Source organism: Rugamonas sp. FW305-51 (genome assembly GCF_058786935.1).
In genome coordinates this window covers 178,596-193,240 of sequence record NZ_JBYSZG010000005.1, presented here as the reverse complement: position 1 = coordinate 193,240, position 14,645 = coordinate 178,596, and the positions used below count along the sequence as shown (strand labels likewise).

The 14,645-nt window shown below is 61.1% G+C and carries 13 protein-coding genes and 2 pseudogenes; 12 read left to right on the top strand and 3 right to left on the bottom strand.

Going from position 1 to position 14,645, the window contains the following annotated elements; genetic code table 11:
* Nucleotides 1-86: 86 nt before the first annotated feature.
* The 3 genes and pseudogenes from AC3WOS_RS06045 to AC3WOS_RS06035 all read left to right on the top strand — a co-directional run bounded on the left by AC3WOS_RS06045 (nucleotide 87) and on the right by AC3WOS_RS06035 (nucleotide 2,377).
* Nucleotides 87-728 (top strand): hypothetical protein, encoded by a 642-nt coding sequence (locus tag AC3WOS_RS06045; RefSeq protein WP_492714960.1) that lies wholly within the window; start codon nucleotides 87-89, stop codon nucleotides 726-728.
* 128 nt (nucleotides 729-856) lie between these two features.
* Nucleotides 857-1,255 (top strand): annotated as a pseudogene (locus tag AC3WOS_RS06040) (TniQ family protein); the annotation flags it as partial.
* Between the two features lie 474 nt (nucleotides 1,256-1,729).
* The gene (locus AC3WOS_RS06035) at nucleotides 1,730-2,377 is read left to right on the top strand and encodes a hypothetical protein (protein ID WP_492714990.1); all 648 of its coding nucleotides are present in this window, start codon (nucleotides 1,730-1,732) and stop codon (nucleotides 2,375-2,377) included.
* 146 nt (nucleotides 2,378-2,523) lie between these two features.
* Here AC3WOS_RS06035 and AC3WOS_RS06030 read toward each other — a convergent pair.
* Nucleotides 2,524-3,645, bottom strand: a pseudogene (locus AC3WOS_RS06030) (YifB family Mg chelatase-like AAA ATPase); the annotation flags it as partial.
* Nucleotides 3,646-3,855: 210 nt separating this feature from the next.
* A complete protein-coding gene (locus AC3WOS_RS06025; protein ID WP_492714959.1) occupies nucleotides 3,856-4,101 on the bottom strand; it encodes an accessory factor UbiK family protein in 246 nt (81 codons plus the stop codon).
* Between the two features lie 265 nt (nucleotides 4,102-4,366).
* On the opposite strand from AC3WOS_RS06025, the gene AC3WOS_RS06020 reads away from it, so the two are divergent.
* From AC3WOS_RS06020 to metX, 9 genes are all read left to right on the top strand, one after another.
* On the top strand, nucleotides 4,367-5,119 hold the full coding sequence (locus AC3WOS_RS06020; RefSeq protein WP_492714957.1) for a TorF family putative porin: 753 nt from the start codon (nucleotides 4,367-4,369) through the stop codon (nucleotides 5,117-5,119).
* Nucleotides 5,120-5,130: 11 nt separating this feature from the next.
* Complete coding sequence (locus tag AC3WOS_RS06015; protein WP_182154433.1) at nucleotides 5,131-5,469, top strand: P-II family nitrogen regulator; 339 nt, start codon at nucleotides 5,131-5,133, stop codon at nucleotides 5,467-5,469.
* Nucleotides 5,470-5,480: 11 nt separating this feature from the next.
* Complete coding sequence (locus AC3WOS_RS06010; protein ID WP_492714956.1) at nucleotides 5,481-7,055, top strand: ammonium transporter; 1,575 nt, start codon at nucleotides 5,481-5,483, stop codon at nucleotides 7,053-7,055.
* 186 nt (nucleotides 7,056-7,241) lie between these two features.
* Entirely contained in the window at nucleotides 7,242-8,543 is a 1,302-nt protein-coding gene (gshA, locus tag AC3WOS_RS06005) for a glutamate--cysteine ligase (protein WP_492714955.1), read from the top strand.
* A gap of 79 nt (nucleotides 8,544-8,622) precedes the next feature.
* Nucleotides 8,623-9,570, top strand: a complete 948-nt coding sequence (gene gshB, locus AC3WOS_RS06000; RefSeq protein ID WP_492714954.1) for a glutathione synthase — start codon at nucleotides 8,623-8,625, stop codon at nucleotides 9,568-9,570.
* 69 nt (nucleotides 9,571-9,639) lie between these two features.
* Nucleotides 9,640-10,047, top strand: coding sequence for a PTS sugar transporter subunit IIA (locus AC3WOS_RS05995; RefSeq protein ID WP_492714953.1), 408 nt, complete (start codon nucleotides 9,640-9,642; stop codon nucleotides 10,045-10,047).
* Between the two features lie 85 nt (nucleotides 10,048-10,132).
* A complete protein-coding gene (locus AC3WOS_RS05990; protein ID WP_492714952.1) occupies nucleotides 10,133-10,402 on the top strand; it encodes an HPr family phosphocarrier protein in 270 nt (89 codons plus the stop codon).
* Nucleotides 10,403-10,446: 44 nt separating this feature from the next.
* Nucleotides 10,447-12,186, top strand: a complete 1,740-nt coding sequence (gene ptsP, locus AC3WOS_RS05985; protein ID WP_492714951.1) for a phosphoenolpyruvate--protein phosphotransferase — start codon at nucleotides 10,447-10,449, stop codon at nucleotides 12,184-12,186.
* A 143-nt stretch (nucleotides 12,187-12,329) separates the two neighbouring features.
* Nucleotides 12,330-13,487, top strand: a complete 1,158-nt coding sequence (gene metX / locus AC3WOS_RS05980) for a homoserine O-succinyltransferase MetX (RefSeq protein ID WP_492714987.1) — start codon at nucleotides 12,330-12,332, stop codon at nucleotides 13,485-13,487.
* A gap of 13 nt (nucleotides 13,488-13,500) precedes the next feature.
* Here the strand turns inward: metX and AC3WOS_RS05975 are convergent, their stop codons facing one another.
* On the bottom strand, nucleotides 13,501-14,547 hold the full coding sequence (locus AC3WOS_RS05975; protein ID WP_492714949.1) for an RNA-guided endonuclease InsQ/TnpB family protein: 1,047 nt from the start codon (nucleotides 14,545-14,547) through the stop codon (nucleotides 13,501-13,503).
* Nucleotides 14,548-14,645 lie beyond the last annotated feature (98 nt).

The window sequence follows — 14,645 nt, the reverse complement described above, 5'->3', positions numbered from 1 at the left end:
AAATTAATTCAAAGAGCCAATCCGAGCGCAATGCTTTACACGTTCGCGCAGAACCGTCAGTCAATCCTAATCGGCAAGAATTTCTAATGCATTTGGCCGAAGAAAACCGTTTAGATGGAATACCACATTTGATGAAGTTCTTTGCATTTAGTTTCCATGAGCTGTTGGCAATCACGGACAATTCTCTGGCTATGCTAATCTCCGATGTTCCTGGGCCATTGGATTTTAATTATACAAATATACAGCCTAGAATAATACAAAGAGCGGATAATAGACGGCGTCTGGGCTTGGTTGTTGAATCACGCGTATGTCCAGATTGTATAAAAGAGGGTTTGATGCAATCCGTCAGTTTTCATTCATCGATTCCGATAGCGTGTCCGCGGCATGGGGCTCTCCCAATCGATTTTTGTCCGAAGTGTAACTCGGTCTTGACGTATCTACGTAAGTCGCTTTACCGCTGCAATTGTGGTTATTTGTTAGAAAACTCCCCCGCTATTGAGCGGCCGCCATGGTTAACTACGCTCTATGAAAAATTTGCACCGTGGCACTTAACGCACACAAATATTGCAGGAGGTGAAAATAGCTTTTTTGAGCGAGATTATAAGGCGGCACAATTAATATTGTATATTTTAAATAAATTTAGAGCCGTAGGAATGACTGGTTATATTAATAGCAAAAATTTCGACGCTATAAAATCAATGCTTTCGTATTTCTCTAGAAGCATTTAGCGTTGCTTGGGGTAAGTAGGAGGAAAAATCCCAGTAAGCATTTTTTAATGCAAAAAGCCAGATATTTATTACGGAAAAAGAAAACCCGTTTTTGAATGCGATAATCAATAATTATCTCGACTGTTGACATGATGTTCTTGGTCAGGCCGTTACCTCTTTTGGATGAGTCTCTTTCCTCCTGGAGACAGAGGAGTGGCTTGGCTAATGGGTTTGTCAGATTTCCGTTATATTCCACGCGGAGCCACGCGAGAGATTTTGATAGAGGTATCTCCGCGTACGACGCGGAATGGTTGTGTGCTTCGTATCGCATCAACCCCGAGGCTCTCGAAGAAATGACGCTTGAGCACTTATGCGATGGAGCGCTTATTCACTCGGGGGTTCTCAAGAAGCCTCGGTGGGTCATACCTATCGGAAACCGTGATGGAAAGATAGCCAGCGTGTATTGTCCGAAATGCTTGGCTGAGGACGAAGTGCCGTATTTCCGCCTGACGTGGCGTCTCGCATTTATCTGCACATGCCCAATACACGGCTGTAGTCTCCTGGAGAGATGCGGCACATGCAATGCACCTGTTTGGCCGGCCACGTTGAAGGTACTACCCACCAAACAAATGAAAGACTTGGGCCATTGTCCTTTTTGTGCGACCGCGCTGCGAGATGGTTGGGGTGGCGAAGCAGATAGCTTTTCTCTGCCATTGTCACGAGCCGTAAATACAGGGCTAGTTCCTCGGGAGGTATCTCAATGTTTCCAGATAACCGATTTATTCGATGGTCTCTGGTGCCTTGCCCAGTTGTTGTTGAGTCGGTCATGTTCGAGGTTGCGTCGAGTGCTTCCGTTCGGTGCAGGTTATGTTGGCTCAACTGCGCGCAGTATTGAATTGCTTAGCTTACGCCACCGCAAAGAAATCCTAGAAAACGCATACTGGTTGATGCAAGATTGGCCGGACAGATTCATAGGCTGCATGAAGAATGCGGGACTATCTCGGTCTCTTGTGGCAAAGAGCATGATTCCATTCCCCCAATGGTTTTCGGACGTTCTCGATTCCGACCTCACATTAAGAATCCGCGGACTCTCTGCTGAACAAATCACGCATGTGGTTAGTCGACTAAAAGCATCAGGACTAGCAGTCACCAAATCTGCCGTTCGGCGTGCGCTGGGAGTTTCAGAGGCCCAGGAATTGAACAAGCTGCTTTCTCAAAGAAGGCTGGCTACACAGGCGGAATTTGCATCGTTGTGCACGAAATTTGATAAAGACCTTGCGCTCGCACCAGCTCGGCGCGACGAGCGGGCAACAATGCTACGAGACTACCTGGTGGTTTTGCTTGTGGTGCTGACAAACCGCCGGGTGGAGGAAGTCTGTGGCATGTCCTTACTCGAGGTCCAAGAGGTACTCGCGAATCCTCTGCAAAAACAGCAACCAGTCCTGTTTGCGAAGGCGCGAGCGCTGAACTCAGAATACGCAGAGCTCATAAGAACGAAGTTTGCCAGCCAATGTGGTAACAGTGGTCCTTGGTTTATTTCCAGATTTGGTCACGAAATGAAAGGGCACTCTGTCCGTGCAAGGGTCGCCGGCTTGATGCAGTCCGGCTTCGCCGAGGAGCTCTACAAGAGCATCGATGTGTTCCGCAATTTGCCGCCCAGCGAGCGTTAAATCAATTGCGTGGTATACGACAGCGGGTGGTGCGAAATCCTCCGATAGAAGACTGTAAGTCGACAGCTATAAAATTGCCCGAGGGAAAAACGCGGAAATTTGGCTGAAATTTTAATGCAATTTTAGTGTAACTTCCGCGATGGGCACTGGTAGCGCGCGATGGCGTCCTGCGCGCAATGGCAAGTGCCGGCCGGATGGCCGAGATAGCCGCAAGGGCAGGGATTCATGGCCGCGATCAGCTGGAAACGGGCTGGAAAATCGGCCTGGCGGGCGGCCCGAGAAATGGTGATACGGCCCGACTCCATCGGTTCGCGCAGCACTTCCAGCACACGGCGGTCGAACTCGGGCAGTTCGTCGAGGAACAGCACGCCGCAGTGGGCCAGCGAGATTTCGCCGGGACGGGGCACGCTGCCGCCGCCCACCAGGGCGATGCCGGACGACGTATGGTGGGGCGCCCGGAACGGGCGCTGCTTCCACTGCTCGGCGCGAAATTCGCCCGTCAGCGATTGCACGGTGGCCGCTTCGAGCGCGTCCGCGTCCGTCATGGTGGGCAGCAGGCCGGGAAAGCGGCAGGCCAGCATGGTCTTGCCGGCGCCGGGCGGCCCCACCAGCAACACGCTGTGGCAACCGGCGGCCGCCACTTCCAGCACCCGTTTCGGTTCCTGCTGTCCCTTGACGTCGGCAAAATCGGGATAATCGCGCCTGGCCACGGGAATCTGGGGCAGATGGCGCGGCAAGGTCGCCGCCGCGTCCGTCGAGGAAAAGTGAGCGCACACTTGCAGCAACGACTGCGCCGGATGGATGACGGTGCCGCCCGCCAACGCCGCTTCGTTGGCATTGGCCTGGGGCAGGATGAAGGCGTGCTGGTTGCCCCCGCGCAGCATGGCATAGGACATGGCCAGGGCGCCGCGGATAGGCCGCAGTTCGCCCGACAGCGACAGTTCCCCCGCAAATTCATAATGGTGCAGGCGGTGGCCGGGAATCTGGCGCGACGCGGCCAGGATGCCCAGCGCGATCGGCAAGTCGAAGCGGCCCGATTCCTTGGGCAGGTCGGCCGGCGCCAGGTTGACGGTGATGCGCTGGGCCGGCATCTCGAAACCGCCGTTCTGGATCGCGGCGCGCACCCGGTCGCGCGCCTCCTTGACCTCCGTTTCCGGCAGGCCGACGATGGTGAAGGAGGGCAGGCCGTTGGCCAGATGCACTTCCACGCTCACTTCCGGCGCCGCCATCCCGGCCAGCGCCCGGCTTTTCAGCACAGCTAAGCTCATCGGTATCCTTGGGTGGGGAAGGGGACAGGCTGCTGAAATCGTAGGACGTTATGGCGGTGCGATATTGAGCTGCCCCAAGGGACGGAGGTGTCGCATCCATGCGACGGTCATCACGCTGTCACACAGCGGGGGCAAGCTGGGGAAAGCAGGCGGCCTCGACGTGGCCCGCTGCACAGCGGACCGGTGCGAGCGCCCGGTCCGGATATGACATTACTTTTCTGCGGTCAAGCGTGCTTCCAGTTCGGCAACGCGCGCCTCCAGTGCTTCCAGCTTGCTGCGGGTCTTGGCCAGCACCTGGGCCTGCACGTCGAACTCTTCGCGGGTGACCAGGTCCAGACGGGCAAAGCCTTGCGTCATCATCGATTTGACGTTCTTTTCGATATCTTTTGCCGGCGAATTCTCGATTGCCTGGTTGATCTTGCTCTGCAAGTCATTAAAAAAAGTGTTCATGTCCATGATAGTCCTTGATGTTGTCGGCAATGCATCGCACCATTGCGGTGCACCCCGGCTTTAATATGGTGCGAATTCTGTGACAGTTGTTCCGGTCCGCGCGCGGATGCCGTCCGCTGCCCCAGCAAGCGGCACACGCTTGCCTCTTTTATAGCGCCCTTGCCTTAACGCAAGCTGGCACGCATTCTGCTAAAGAAGGAGGGAACGTTTGTTTTTCAGCCTAAATTGTAAACCGCATCTGCTAACCAAGTTCAACCTAAAGGAAATCGTTATGAAATGCCTTACCAAGAAGCTCACTCTTGCCGCAGCGTTGACTTTAGCATTCGCTTCCATGGGCGTGGCCCGCGCGGAAGACGCGAAACCTGAGGCAAAACCGGACAATGAAATCAGCTACAACATTGGCCTGGCCAGCGATTACCGTTACCGCGGCATTTCGCAAACCCGTTTGAACCCGGCGCTGCAGGGCGGTGCGGATTATACCCACAACCCGACCGGTTTCTACGCCGGCACTTGGCTGTCGACCATCAAATGGACCAAGGACGCCGGTGGTGACGGTGACGTCGAATGGGATCTGTACGGCGGCAAGCGCGGCGAAATCGCCAAGGACATTTCCTACGACGTGGGCGGCCTGTACTACTTCTACCCATCGAACGGCCTGCACCCGAACGCCAACACCTTCGAACTGTACGGCCAGCTCAGCGCCGGCCCGTTCTCGCTCAAGTACTCGCATTCGACCACCAACCTGTTCGGCTTTGCCGACAGCAAGAACAGCGGCTACCTGGACGCGGCTTTCAACTACGACGTGTACGACGGCTACAACCTGAACCTGCACGTGGGCCACCAGAACGTGAAGAATAACGGCGCGTCCAGCTACACCGACTACAAAGTGGGCGTGACCAAGGACTTCGGTTTCGCCTCCGTGTCGCTGGCCGCCATCTATGCCGATACGGAAGCGTACATCGCGCCTAACGGCAAGAACCTGGCCAAGACCGGCGCCGTCCTGACCATCACGAAAACTTTCTAAGCGAGTCTGCCATGAAACTGATTACCGCCATCATCAAGCCGTTCAAGCTGGACGAGGTCCGCGAGGCCTTGTCGGCGATTAACGTGCAAGGTATTACCGTCACGGAAGTGAAGGGCTTCGGCCGCCAGAAAGGCCACACCGAGCTCTACCGTGGCGCCGAATATGTGGTCGACTTCCTGCCCAAGACCAAGATCGAAGCGGCCGTCGACGATGCCATCGTCGACCAGGCGATCGAAGCGATCGAAGGCGCTGCCCGCACCGGCAAGATCGGCGACGGCAAGATTTTTGTGTACAACCTGGAACAGGTCATTCGTATCCGTACCGGTGAAACCGGTAACGACGCTCTCTAAGGGGAAGATTGATGAAAAAAACGATAACAACATGGCTGGCCGGAGTCACCGTCCTCTTCGCTTTGGGCGCAGCTCTGCCGGCCATGGCCGCCGATGAGGTGAAGCCTGCCGCCGCCGCTCCCGCCGCCAGCGCCGCGCCCGCCGCGCCGGCGCCGGAAGCTGCCGCCCCGGCCGCCGCCGCATCAGCCGCTTCGGCCGCGCCCGCCGCGGCCGGCGCCGCGCCTGCCGCCGCGCCCGCCGCTGCCGCACCGGCACCGACGGCCAACAAGGGCGACACGGCCTGGATGATGACCTCCACCCTGCTCGTCATCATGATGAGCATTCCCGGCCTGGCCCTGTTCTACGGCGGCCTGGTGCGCTCCAAGAACATGCTGTCCATCCTGCTGCAAGTGTTCATGATCTTCTCCGTGATCATCGTGCTGTGGTGCATCTTCGGCTACTCGCTGGCCTTCACGGAAGGTAATGCCTTCTACGGCAAGTTCGACCGCCTGTTCCTGAACGGTATCTGGGATCCCGTCAAGGCCACCTTCTCGACGGCCGCCACCTTCAGCAAGGGCGTCGTGCTGCCGGAATTCGTCTATGTCGCGTTCCAGGGCACGTTTGCCGCCATCACCTGCGGCCTGATCATCGGCGCCTTCGCCGAGCGCGCCAAGTTCACCGCCGTGCTGGCCTTCGTCGTGCTGTGGTTCATCTTCTCCTACCTGCCGATCGCCCACATGGTCTGGTTCTGGACCGGTCCGGACGCCATCAAGGACGCCGCGACGCTGGCCACTGAAACGGCCAAGGCTGGCTGGCTGTGGCAGAAGGGTGCGCTGGACTTCGCCGGCGGCACCGTGGTGCACATCAACGCCGCCGTTGCCGGCCTGGTCGGCGCCATCATGATCGGCAAGCGCGTCGGTTATGGCCGCGAATCGATGGCTCCGCACTCCCTGACCATGACCATGATCGGCGCTTCGCTGCTGTGGGTGGGCTGGTTCGGTTTCAACGCCGGTTCCGCACTGGAAGCGGGCGACGTGGCCGCACTGGCCTTCGTCAACACCCTGCTGGCTACCGCTGCGGCGGCCGTCTCCTGGCTGTTCGGCGAGTGGGTTGTCAAGGGCAAGCCTTCCATGCTGGGCGCTGCGTCCGGCGCCGTGGCCGGCCTGGTGGCCATCACCCCGGCCTGCGGTTATGTCGGTCCGATGGGCGGCCTGGTGATCGGCCTGCTGGCCGGCGTGGTCTGCCTGTGGGGCGTGAACGGCCTGAAACGCCTGATCGGCGCCGACGACTCGCTGGACGTGTTCGGCGTGCACGGCGTGGGCGGCATCATGGGCGCCCTGCTGACCGGTGTGTTCGCTGCACCATCGCTGGGCGGCCAGGGCATCTTCGACTACGTCACCAACAAGATGTCGACCGACGCCTACTCCATCGTCGGCCAGGTGACCACCCAGGCGACGGCCGTCGGCACCACCATCGTGTGGTCGGCCGTGGTTTCGGTCATCGCCTACAAACTGGTCGATATCGTCATCGGTCTGCGCGTGCCGGAAGAAGAGGAACGCGAAGGCCTGGACATCACCAGCCACGGCGAATCGGCCTACCACGCTTGATCCGCTGCATGCCCTACGGCCCGCCGCTGGCGGGCCTGAGCAAGGCGCCTCCCCAAAGAGGCGCCTTTTTTCGTTATTGGGGGTTTAAAAAGGCAATATTGCCCCGATTTGGTATAGTTGCACGGTAATATAGGTGGTTCAGCGTGCCTGGAGGGTCGTCCTCCCGCATCAATTAAGGAAGTGATCATGGTTCCCCATCTCGTTACGGCCCTGACCGGACCGCTGCTAGATCTAGAAGAAAAAATCCTGGCCGCCACGCCGGCCATCGAGCGCTGGTTCCGTCTCGAGTGGCAGGAACATACGCCGCCGTTCTATTGCTCGGTGGACTTGCGCAATGCCGGCTACAAGCTGGCCCCCGTCGACACCAACCTGTTCCCGGGCGGCTTCAACAACCTGGCCACGGAAATGCTGCCGCTGTCGGTGCAGGCCGCCATGGCCGCCATCGACAAGTATTGCCCGGACGCCCGCAACCTGTTGCTGATCCCCGAAGTGCACGCGCGCAGTCCCCATTACCTGCAGAACGTGGCGCGGCTGATGCAGATCTTCCGCCAGACGGGCCTGCACGTGCGGCTCGGTTCGCTGTCGCCCGAGATCACCGAGCCCACGCCGCTGGCTCTGCCCGACGGCAACATGCTGGTGATCGAACCGCTGGTGCGCTCGGCCAACGGCCGCCGCCTGGGCCTGAAGGATTTCGACCCCTGCACCATTTTGCTCAACAACGACCTGTCGGCCGGCATCCCGGACATCCTGCAGAACATCCACGAGCAAAGCCTGCTGCCGCCCCTGCACGCGGGCTGGGCCCTGCGCCGCAAGAGCAACCATTTCGCCGCCTATGACGAAGTGGCCAAGAAGTTCGGCAAGCTGATCGGGGTCGACCCGTGGATGCTCAATCCCTTCTTCGCCAAGTGCGGTGAAGTGAATTTCCAGACGGGCGAGGGCGAGGATTGCCTGATCGCCAACATCGATACCCTGCTGGCCAAGATCCGCAAGAAATACAAGGAATACGGCATCAAGGACCAGAAGCCGTTCGTGATCGTCAAGCCCGACGCGGGCACCTATGGCGCCGGCATCCTGACCATCAAGGATTCGGCCGAGATCAAGCTGCTCACGGCCCAGCAGCGCGAGCGCCTGTCCATCGTCAAGGATGGCAAGACCGTCACCGACATCATCATCCAGGAAGGCGTGCCCACCTTCGAGAGCATCAAGGATGCCGTGGCCGAGCCCGTGGTCTACATGATAGACCGCTACGTGGTGGGCGGCTTCTACCGCGTGCATGCGGAAAAGGGCGTGGACCAGAACCTGAACGCGCCCGGCTCCCAGTATGTGCCGCTGGCGTTCGCCCAGCAGCATGCCGTGCCCGACCTGAAGGCCAAGCCCGGCACGGCCGCGCCCAACCGTTTCTACGTGTACGGCGTGGTAGCGCGGCTGGCGCTGCTGGCCGCGTCGCTGGAAATGGAACGCACCGACCCGAACCCGGAAGTGTATTGAACGGGCCGTTTGAGGGGGGCGCGCACGGCCAAGTGCGCTTGTCGGCTAAAATCAGGCATTACCCAGAATGGAAACGCCCATGAAAATCGCATTCCTCGCCGATCCCCTGGCCAGCTTCAAGACCTACAAGGATTCCACCTACGCCATGATGGCGGAGGCGGCCGCCCGCGGCCACACCGTCTACGCTTTCGAGCAGAAGGACATGGCGCTCGACGGCGGCACCGTGTACGCCACCGCGGCCCGCATCACGCTCACGGGCGACGCCCACGACTGGTTCCGCGCCGACCTGCACCACGAGGCGGCCCTGACCTCGTTCGACGCCGTCATCCAGCGCAAGGATCCGCCGTTCGACATGGAGTACATCTACGGCACCTATCTGCTGGAGCTGGCCGAGCGCCAGGGCGCGCGCGTGTTCAACCGGCCCGACGCCATCCGCAACCACAATGAAAAGCTGGCCATCGCCGAATTCAGCCAGTTCACGGCGCCCACCCTGGTCACGTCCAGCGAGGCGCGCCTGCGCGCCTTCCAGGCCCACCACGGCGACGTCATCCTCAAGCCGCTGGACGGCATGGGCGGGGCCGGCGTGTTCCGGGTCCAGGCCGACGGCATGAACCTCGGCGCGATCATCGAGACGCTGACCGACAATGGCCGGCGCACCATCATGGCGCAGCGCTACATTCCCGAGATCGTCCACGGCGACAAACGCATCCTCGTCATCAACGGCAAGCCGGTGCCGTACGCGCTGGCGCGCATCCCGCAGGCGGGCGAAGTGCGGGGCAACCTGGCCGCCGGCGGCACCGGCGTGGCCCAGCCCCTGAGCGCGCGCGACCGCGAGATCGCCGAGACGCTGGGCCCGGTATTGGCCAGCCGCGGCCTGTTGCTGGTAGGATTGGATGTGATCGGCGATTACCTGACCGAAGTCAACGTCACCAGCCCCACCTGCTTCCAGGAGATCGCGCAGCAGACCGGCTTTAACGTGGCGGCCATGTTCATCGATGCGGTGGAGCAGGGCGCGGCGCAGGCATGAAGCCCGAAATTCAGATAATTTGTGCGTCCTGCGTTGTAAAGCGGGCGCGCTTACTGGCGGTTTAAACTTATGGTTGGCATACTGCTTATGACTCACGCGCCGTTGGGGCAGGCGTTCATCGCTGCCTGCGCCCACGTTTTCCGGGGCCCGACGGAACGGCTGGAAGCGATCGACGTGGTGGCGGACCAGGACCTGGCCGAAGTGCAGGCGCTGGCGGCGGCCGCCATCGCCCGGCTCGACGAGGGCGACGGCGTGCTGGTGATCACCGATATCAAGGGCGGCACCCCGGCCAACTGCTGCAACAAGCTGGCCGACGCCGGCCGGGTGGAGGTGATCGCGGGCATCAGCCTGCCGATGCTGCTGCGGGCCATCACCTACCGGCGCGATACGCTGGACGTGGTGGTGGAAATGGCCCTGGCCGGCGCGCAAAGCGGCGCCGTGCGGGTCGACAACCGGATACGGCTGGGCCCCGCCTAGTGCGTCCGGTTCAATATGTGGCCGCCGTTATGGCTGGCGGTGGCCTTTTTTGCAGTGCGCATTCCTGATTGAGACGATAGAAAATATGATTCAACAAGAACTTGAGATTATCAACAAGCTTGGTTTGCATGCGCGTGCCTCGGCCAAATTCACCCAACTGGCAGCAAAATTTCAAAGCGATGTCTGGCTGACCCGCAATGCCCGCCGCATCAATGCCAAGTCCATCATGGGCGTGATGATGCTGGCCGCCGGCAAGGGCGCCAAGGTCACGCTGGAGGCCGACGGCGCCGACGAGCAGGAATGCATCACCGCACTGGCAGCACTGGTCAACGACAAGTTCGGCGAAGGCGAGTAATGCCCGCGGAACGCAGCCGTCCACGTACCCCGACAGGTTCACCCATGGCATCCTTTACGCTCCACGGCATTCCCGTCTCACGCGGCATTGCGATCGGCCGGGCCCACCTGCTGGCGGCGGCCGCGCTCGAGGTCAAGCACTACCTGGTGGCCGAGGAGCACCTGGAGGCCGAAGTGCAGCGCCTGCAGCAGGCGCTGGTGGCCGTGCACAAGGAACTGCAGACCCTGTGGCTGGACCTGCCCAAGGACGCGCCCACCGAGCTGGGCGCCTTCATCGACGTGCATGCCCTGATCCTGTCGGACCCCATGATCTCGGAGGCGCCGCTCGACATCATCCGCTCCCGCCACTACAACGCCGAATGGGCGCTGCTGACCCAGATCGACGAGTTGTCGGCCCAGTTCGACGAAATCGAGGATCCCTACCTGCGCGAGCGCAAGGCCGACATCCAGCAGGTGGCCGAGCGCGTGCTCAAGGTGCTGATGGGCAGCGCCCAGGCGCTGCCGACGGCCGGCGACGACGAATACCAGGCCCAGATGATCGTGGTGGCGCACGACATCTCGCCGGCCGACATGCTGCAGTTCCGCGACCGCTCCTTCATCGGCTTCGTCACGGACGTGGGCGGCCAGAACTCGCACACGGCCATCGTGGCGCGCAGCCTGGACATCCCGGCCGCCGTCGGCATGTCGCAGGCCTCCACCCTGGTCGAGCAGGACGACTGGATCATCATCGACGGCGACGCCGGCGTGGTCATCGTCAACCCCAGCGCGCTGGTGCTGGAGCAGTACCGCGAGCGCCAGAACGCGCTGCAGCGGGCCCGCAAGAAGCTCAACAAGCTCAAGAAAACCCCGGCCATCACCAAGGACGGCACCACCATCACGCTGCTGGCCAACATCGAGCTGCCCGACGACTGTGCGGCCGCCATGGAGGCCGGCGCCAACGGCGTGGGCCTGTTCCGCTCCGAATTCCTGTTCATGGGCCGCAACAGCCGCATTCCATCCGAGGACGAGCAGTTCGAGCAGTACAAACGGGCCGTGCTGGCCATGAAGGGCCGTCCCGTCACCATCCGCACGCTCGACATCGGCGCCGACAAGCCGCTCGACCAGACCGAACACACGGCCCTCAACCCGGCCCTGGGCCTGCGCGCGATCCGCTACTGCCTGGCCGAACCGCAGATCTTCCTGTCGCAGCTGCGCGCCATCCTGCGTTCTTCGGCCTTCGGCAAGGTGCGCATCCTGATCCCGATGCTGGCGCACGCCTTCGAGATCGACCAGTCGCTGGCCATGGTGGCCCAGGCCAAGGCCGAGCTGCGCGAGGAGGGCGTCAAATTCGACGAAACGGTCGAAGTGGGCGCCATGATCGAGATTCCGGCCGCCGCGCTGGCGCTGCCCATGTTCGTCAAGCGCATGGACTTCCTGTCGATCGGCACCAATGACCTGATCCAGTACACGCTGGCCATCGACCGGGTTGATTATGAGGTGGCGCACCTTTACAATCCCCTGCATCCGGCGGTGTTGCAGCTGATCGCCATGACCATCGCGGCCGGCGACAAGGCCGGCATCGACGTGGCCGTGTGCGGCGAGATGGCGGGCGACGTCAAGCTCACGCGCCTGCTGCTGGGCATGGGGCTGCGCGAATTCTCCATGCACCCGGCGCAGCTGCTGTCGGTCAAGCAGGAGATCCTGAACAGCGACCTGACGCGGCTGGCGCCCCAGACGCGCAAGATCATGCGTTCGATGGAGCCCGATGCCATCGCCGACGCGGTCCGGCAATTGCAGCTGATGTAACCACCATCGCGGTACAATCTGCATTGCTGGCAAGCCTGCGGAACCCACCCTCGCGGTTCCGCATTGATAATCTGGCCCGTGGGGCCGCCCCATAGACAACCGAAAACCACATGCCATCGATTGGATACGTGTCGCCGCAAACCATGCACTTTGCGCAGCCGCTGGCGCTGCAGAGCGGCGCCACGCTGCAAGACTACACGCTGATGTACGAAACCTACGGCACCCTGAACGACGACAAGTCGAACGCGGTGCTGGTCTGCCACGCCCTGAACGCCTCGCACCACGTGGCCGGCGAATACGAGGGCAAGCCCAAGAGCACGGGCTGGTGGGACAACATGGTGGGACCGGGCAAGCCGCTCGACACCGACAAGTTCTTCGTCATCGGCATCAACAACCTGGGCTCCTGCTTCGGCTCCACGGGCCCCATGCACAACAACCCGGCCACCGGCAAGCCCTATGGCGCCGCCTTCCCCGTGGTGACGGTGGAGGACTGGGTGGCCTCGCAGGCGCTGCTGGCCGACCGGCTGGGCATCACCCGGTTCGCCGCCGTCATGGGCGGCTCGCTGGGCGGCATGCAGGCGCTGGCCTGGAGCATCATGTACCCGGACCGGTTGCGCAACTGCGTGGTGATCGCCTCCACGCCCAAGCTGTCGGCCCAGAACATCGCCTTTAACGACGTGGCGCGCCAGGCCATCCTGTCGGACCCCGACTACCACGGCGGCGACTTCTACGAGCACGGCGTGGTGCCGCGCAACGGCCTGCGCGTGGCGCGCATGGTGGGCCACATCACCTACCTGTCGGACGACGACATGGCCGAGAAGTTCGGCCGCAAGCTGCGCGACGTCTCCAAGAACGGCGACGGCAACTACAAGTTCGGTTTCGGCGTCGATTTCGAGATCGAGTCCTACCTGCGCTACCAGGGCGACAAGTTCAGCGAATACTTCGACGCCAACACCTACCTGCTGATCACCAAGGCGCTCGACTACTTCGACCCGGCGCGCGCCCACGGCGGCGACCTGGCCAGGACCCTGGCCGGCACCAAGGCCAAATTCCTGCTGGCGTCATTTACCACCGACTGGCGCTTCTCGCCCGAGCGCAGCCAGGAGATCGTGCAGGCGCTGGTGTCCAACCGCCGGCCCGTCACCTATGCCGAGATCGACGCGCCGCACGGCCACGATGCCTTCCTGCTGGAGGATCCGCGCTACATGAACCTGGTGCGGGCCTATTACGAGCAGGTGTGGAAAGAGCTGGGCGCGCCGATCCAGGCCGCGCCCGCCGGCAGCAAAAAGGAATACGCTTGACGTCCTCTCCGCCCTAAAGGACGGAGATTCCCACAACTGGCGTCGCACGTCCGCGACGGAGTATGTTTATCGCAGCATTACGATCACGATCATGTACCACACCGCAATCACTGCAAGTCCACACTCTTACTCCAAGGTCTGCGATACCGCTAGGCCTCGTATCGGGCATGGCGCCGCAATGCGAGCAGACCTGGGTGGTGTAACGTTCGTCCACTTCCTCAAACCAGGCGCCATGCTTAACAGCCTTGTACGCCAGTTGACGACGGAAGGACGACCAGCCAATGTCGTAGACCGACTTCGCCATGCTGGTTCTGGCGAGCGCACTGGCGTTGACGTTACCGACCACGATGTAATCGAAGGCGGCAATGAGCGCGCTGGTGCGGGTATGCAAATAGTTCCGCCGCTGGTTGGCGACCTTGGCATGGATGGCCTGGATGCGCCGCTTCTTGCGCGCACGCTGCGCCACGGCCAGCGCCGCCTCGGCGTTGCGGTAGAAATGGGGCGCGGCGATGGTGCTGCCGTCGCTCAGCGTGGCCAATTCCTTCAAGCCCAGATCGATGCCGACGCCGAGTACCGGCGCCCGGGTCGGGGCTGGCGCCACTTCAACGACAATATTGAGATACCAGTTGCCGCGCCGGTCACACGAAAAATTGCTACCGTCAAGAATCTTGCCTTCAGGCAGAGGCCGGGAAAGGAAGACCCGAAACGTGTTGCCGGCAAACCGGAAAGCATCGCCCTCGCGCTTCAGGTCTCGTCCTTTCAGCGGTACCCAGGGCAGGGACTTTCTGCCGCGATAGCGCAGATAGGGACGGCGCGACAGGGAACGGGACTTGGCGTATTGCTGACAGACATCGTTGACCGTGCCGGAATGCAGTCCGAGTTCCTTGCTGCATCCCGTCGTCAGTTTGATCAGGTCGAACCCCGTATGCCAGCGCCGGCCGAAACGCAGGGCATCCTTCTGTCGGTCATTGCAGTAGTTCCAGACGAAATTAACCGCCCGCGCTTGCCGGTTCAGCAAGCCCGTCAACGATTTGACGCGGTACCGGTAGACCAGTTTCATGTATGTTTGACCAGTAGGGGACGAATGAGTTCCGTGACTGCCACGCGCGCATCGACTCCTGCGGAGCCGGTTCCTTTCACTCCTCGTTCTGAAGGACG

Bases quoted from the DNA above. Each gene is read 5' to 3' on its own strand.
- metX (WP_492714987.1), top strand. From the start codon at position 12,330: ATGCACTTTGCGCAGCCGCTGGCGCTGCAGAGCGGCGCCACGCTGCAA.
- AC3WOS_RS06045 (WP_492714960.1), top strand. From the start codon at position 87: ATGCATTTGGCCGAAGAAAACCGTTTAGATGGAATACCACATTTGATG.
- AC3WOS_RS06015 (WP_182154433.1), top strand. From the start codon at position 5,131: ATGAAACTGATTACCGCCATCATCAAGCCGTTCAAGCTGGACGAGGTC.
- AC3WOS_RS05975 (WP_492714949.1), bottom strand. From the start codon at position 14,547: ATGAAACTGGTCTACCGGTACCGCGTCAAATCGTTGACGGGCTTGCTG.
- AC3WOS_RS06010 (WP_492714956.1), top strand. From the start codon at position 5,481: ATGAAAAAAACGATAACAACATGGCTGGCCGGAGTCACCGTCCTCTTC.
- AC3WOS_RS05995 (WP_492714953.1), top strand. From the start codon at position 9,640: ATGGTTGGCATACTGCTTATGACTCACGCGCCGTTGGGGCAGGCGTTC.
- AC3WOS_RS06035 (WP_492714990.1), top strand. From the start codon at position 1,730: ATGATTCCATTCCCCCAATGGTTTTCGGACGTTCTCGATTCCGACCTC.
- gshA (WP_492714955.1), top strand. From the start codon at position 7,242: ATGGTTCCCCATCTCGTTACGGCCCTGACCGGACCGCTGCTAGATCTA.
- AC3WOS_RS06020 (WP_492714957.1), top strand. From the start codon at position 4,367: ATGAAATGCCTTACCAAGAAGCTCACTCTTGCCGCAGCGTTGACTTTA.
- AC3WOS_RS05990 (WP_492714952.1), top strand. From the start codon at position 10,133: ATGATTCAACAAGAACTTGAGATTATCAACAAGCTTGGTTTGCATGCG.
- AC3WOS_RS06025 (WP_492714959.1), bottom strand. From the start codon at position 4,101: ATGGACATGAACACTTTTTTTAATGACTTGCAGAGCAAGATCAACCAG.
- ptsP (WP_492714951.1), top strand. From the start codon at position 10,447: ATGGCATCCTTTACGCTCCACGGCATTCCCGTCTCACGCGGCATTGCG.
- gshB (WP_492714954.1), top strand. From the start codon at position 8,623: ATGAAAATCGCATTCCTCGCCGATCCCCTGGCCAGCTTCAAGACCTAC.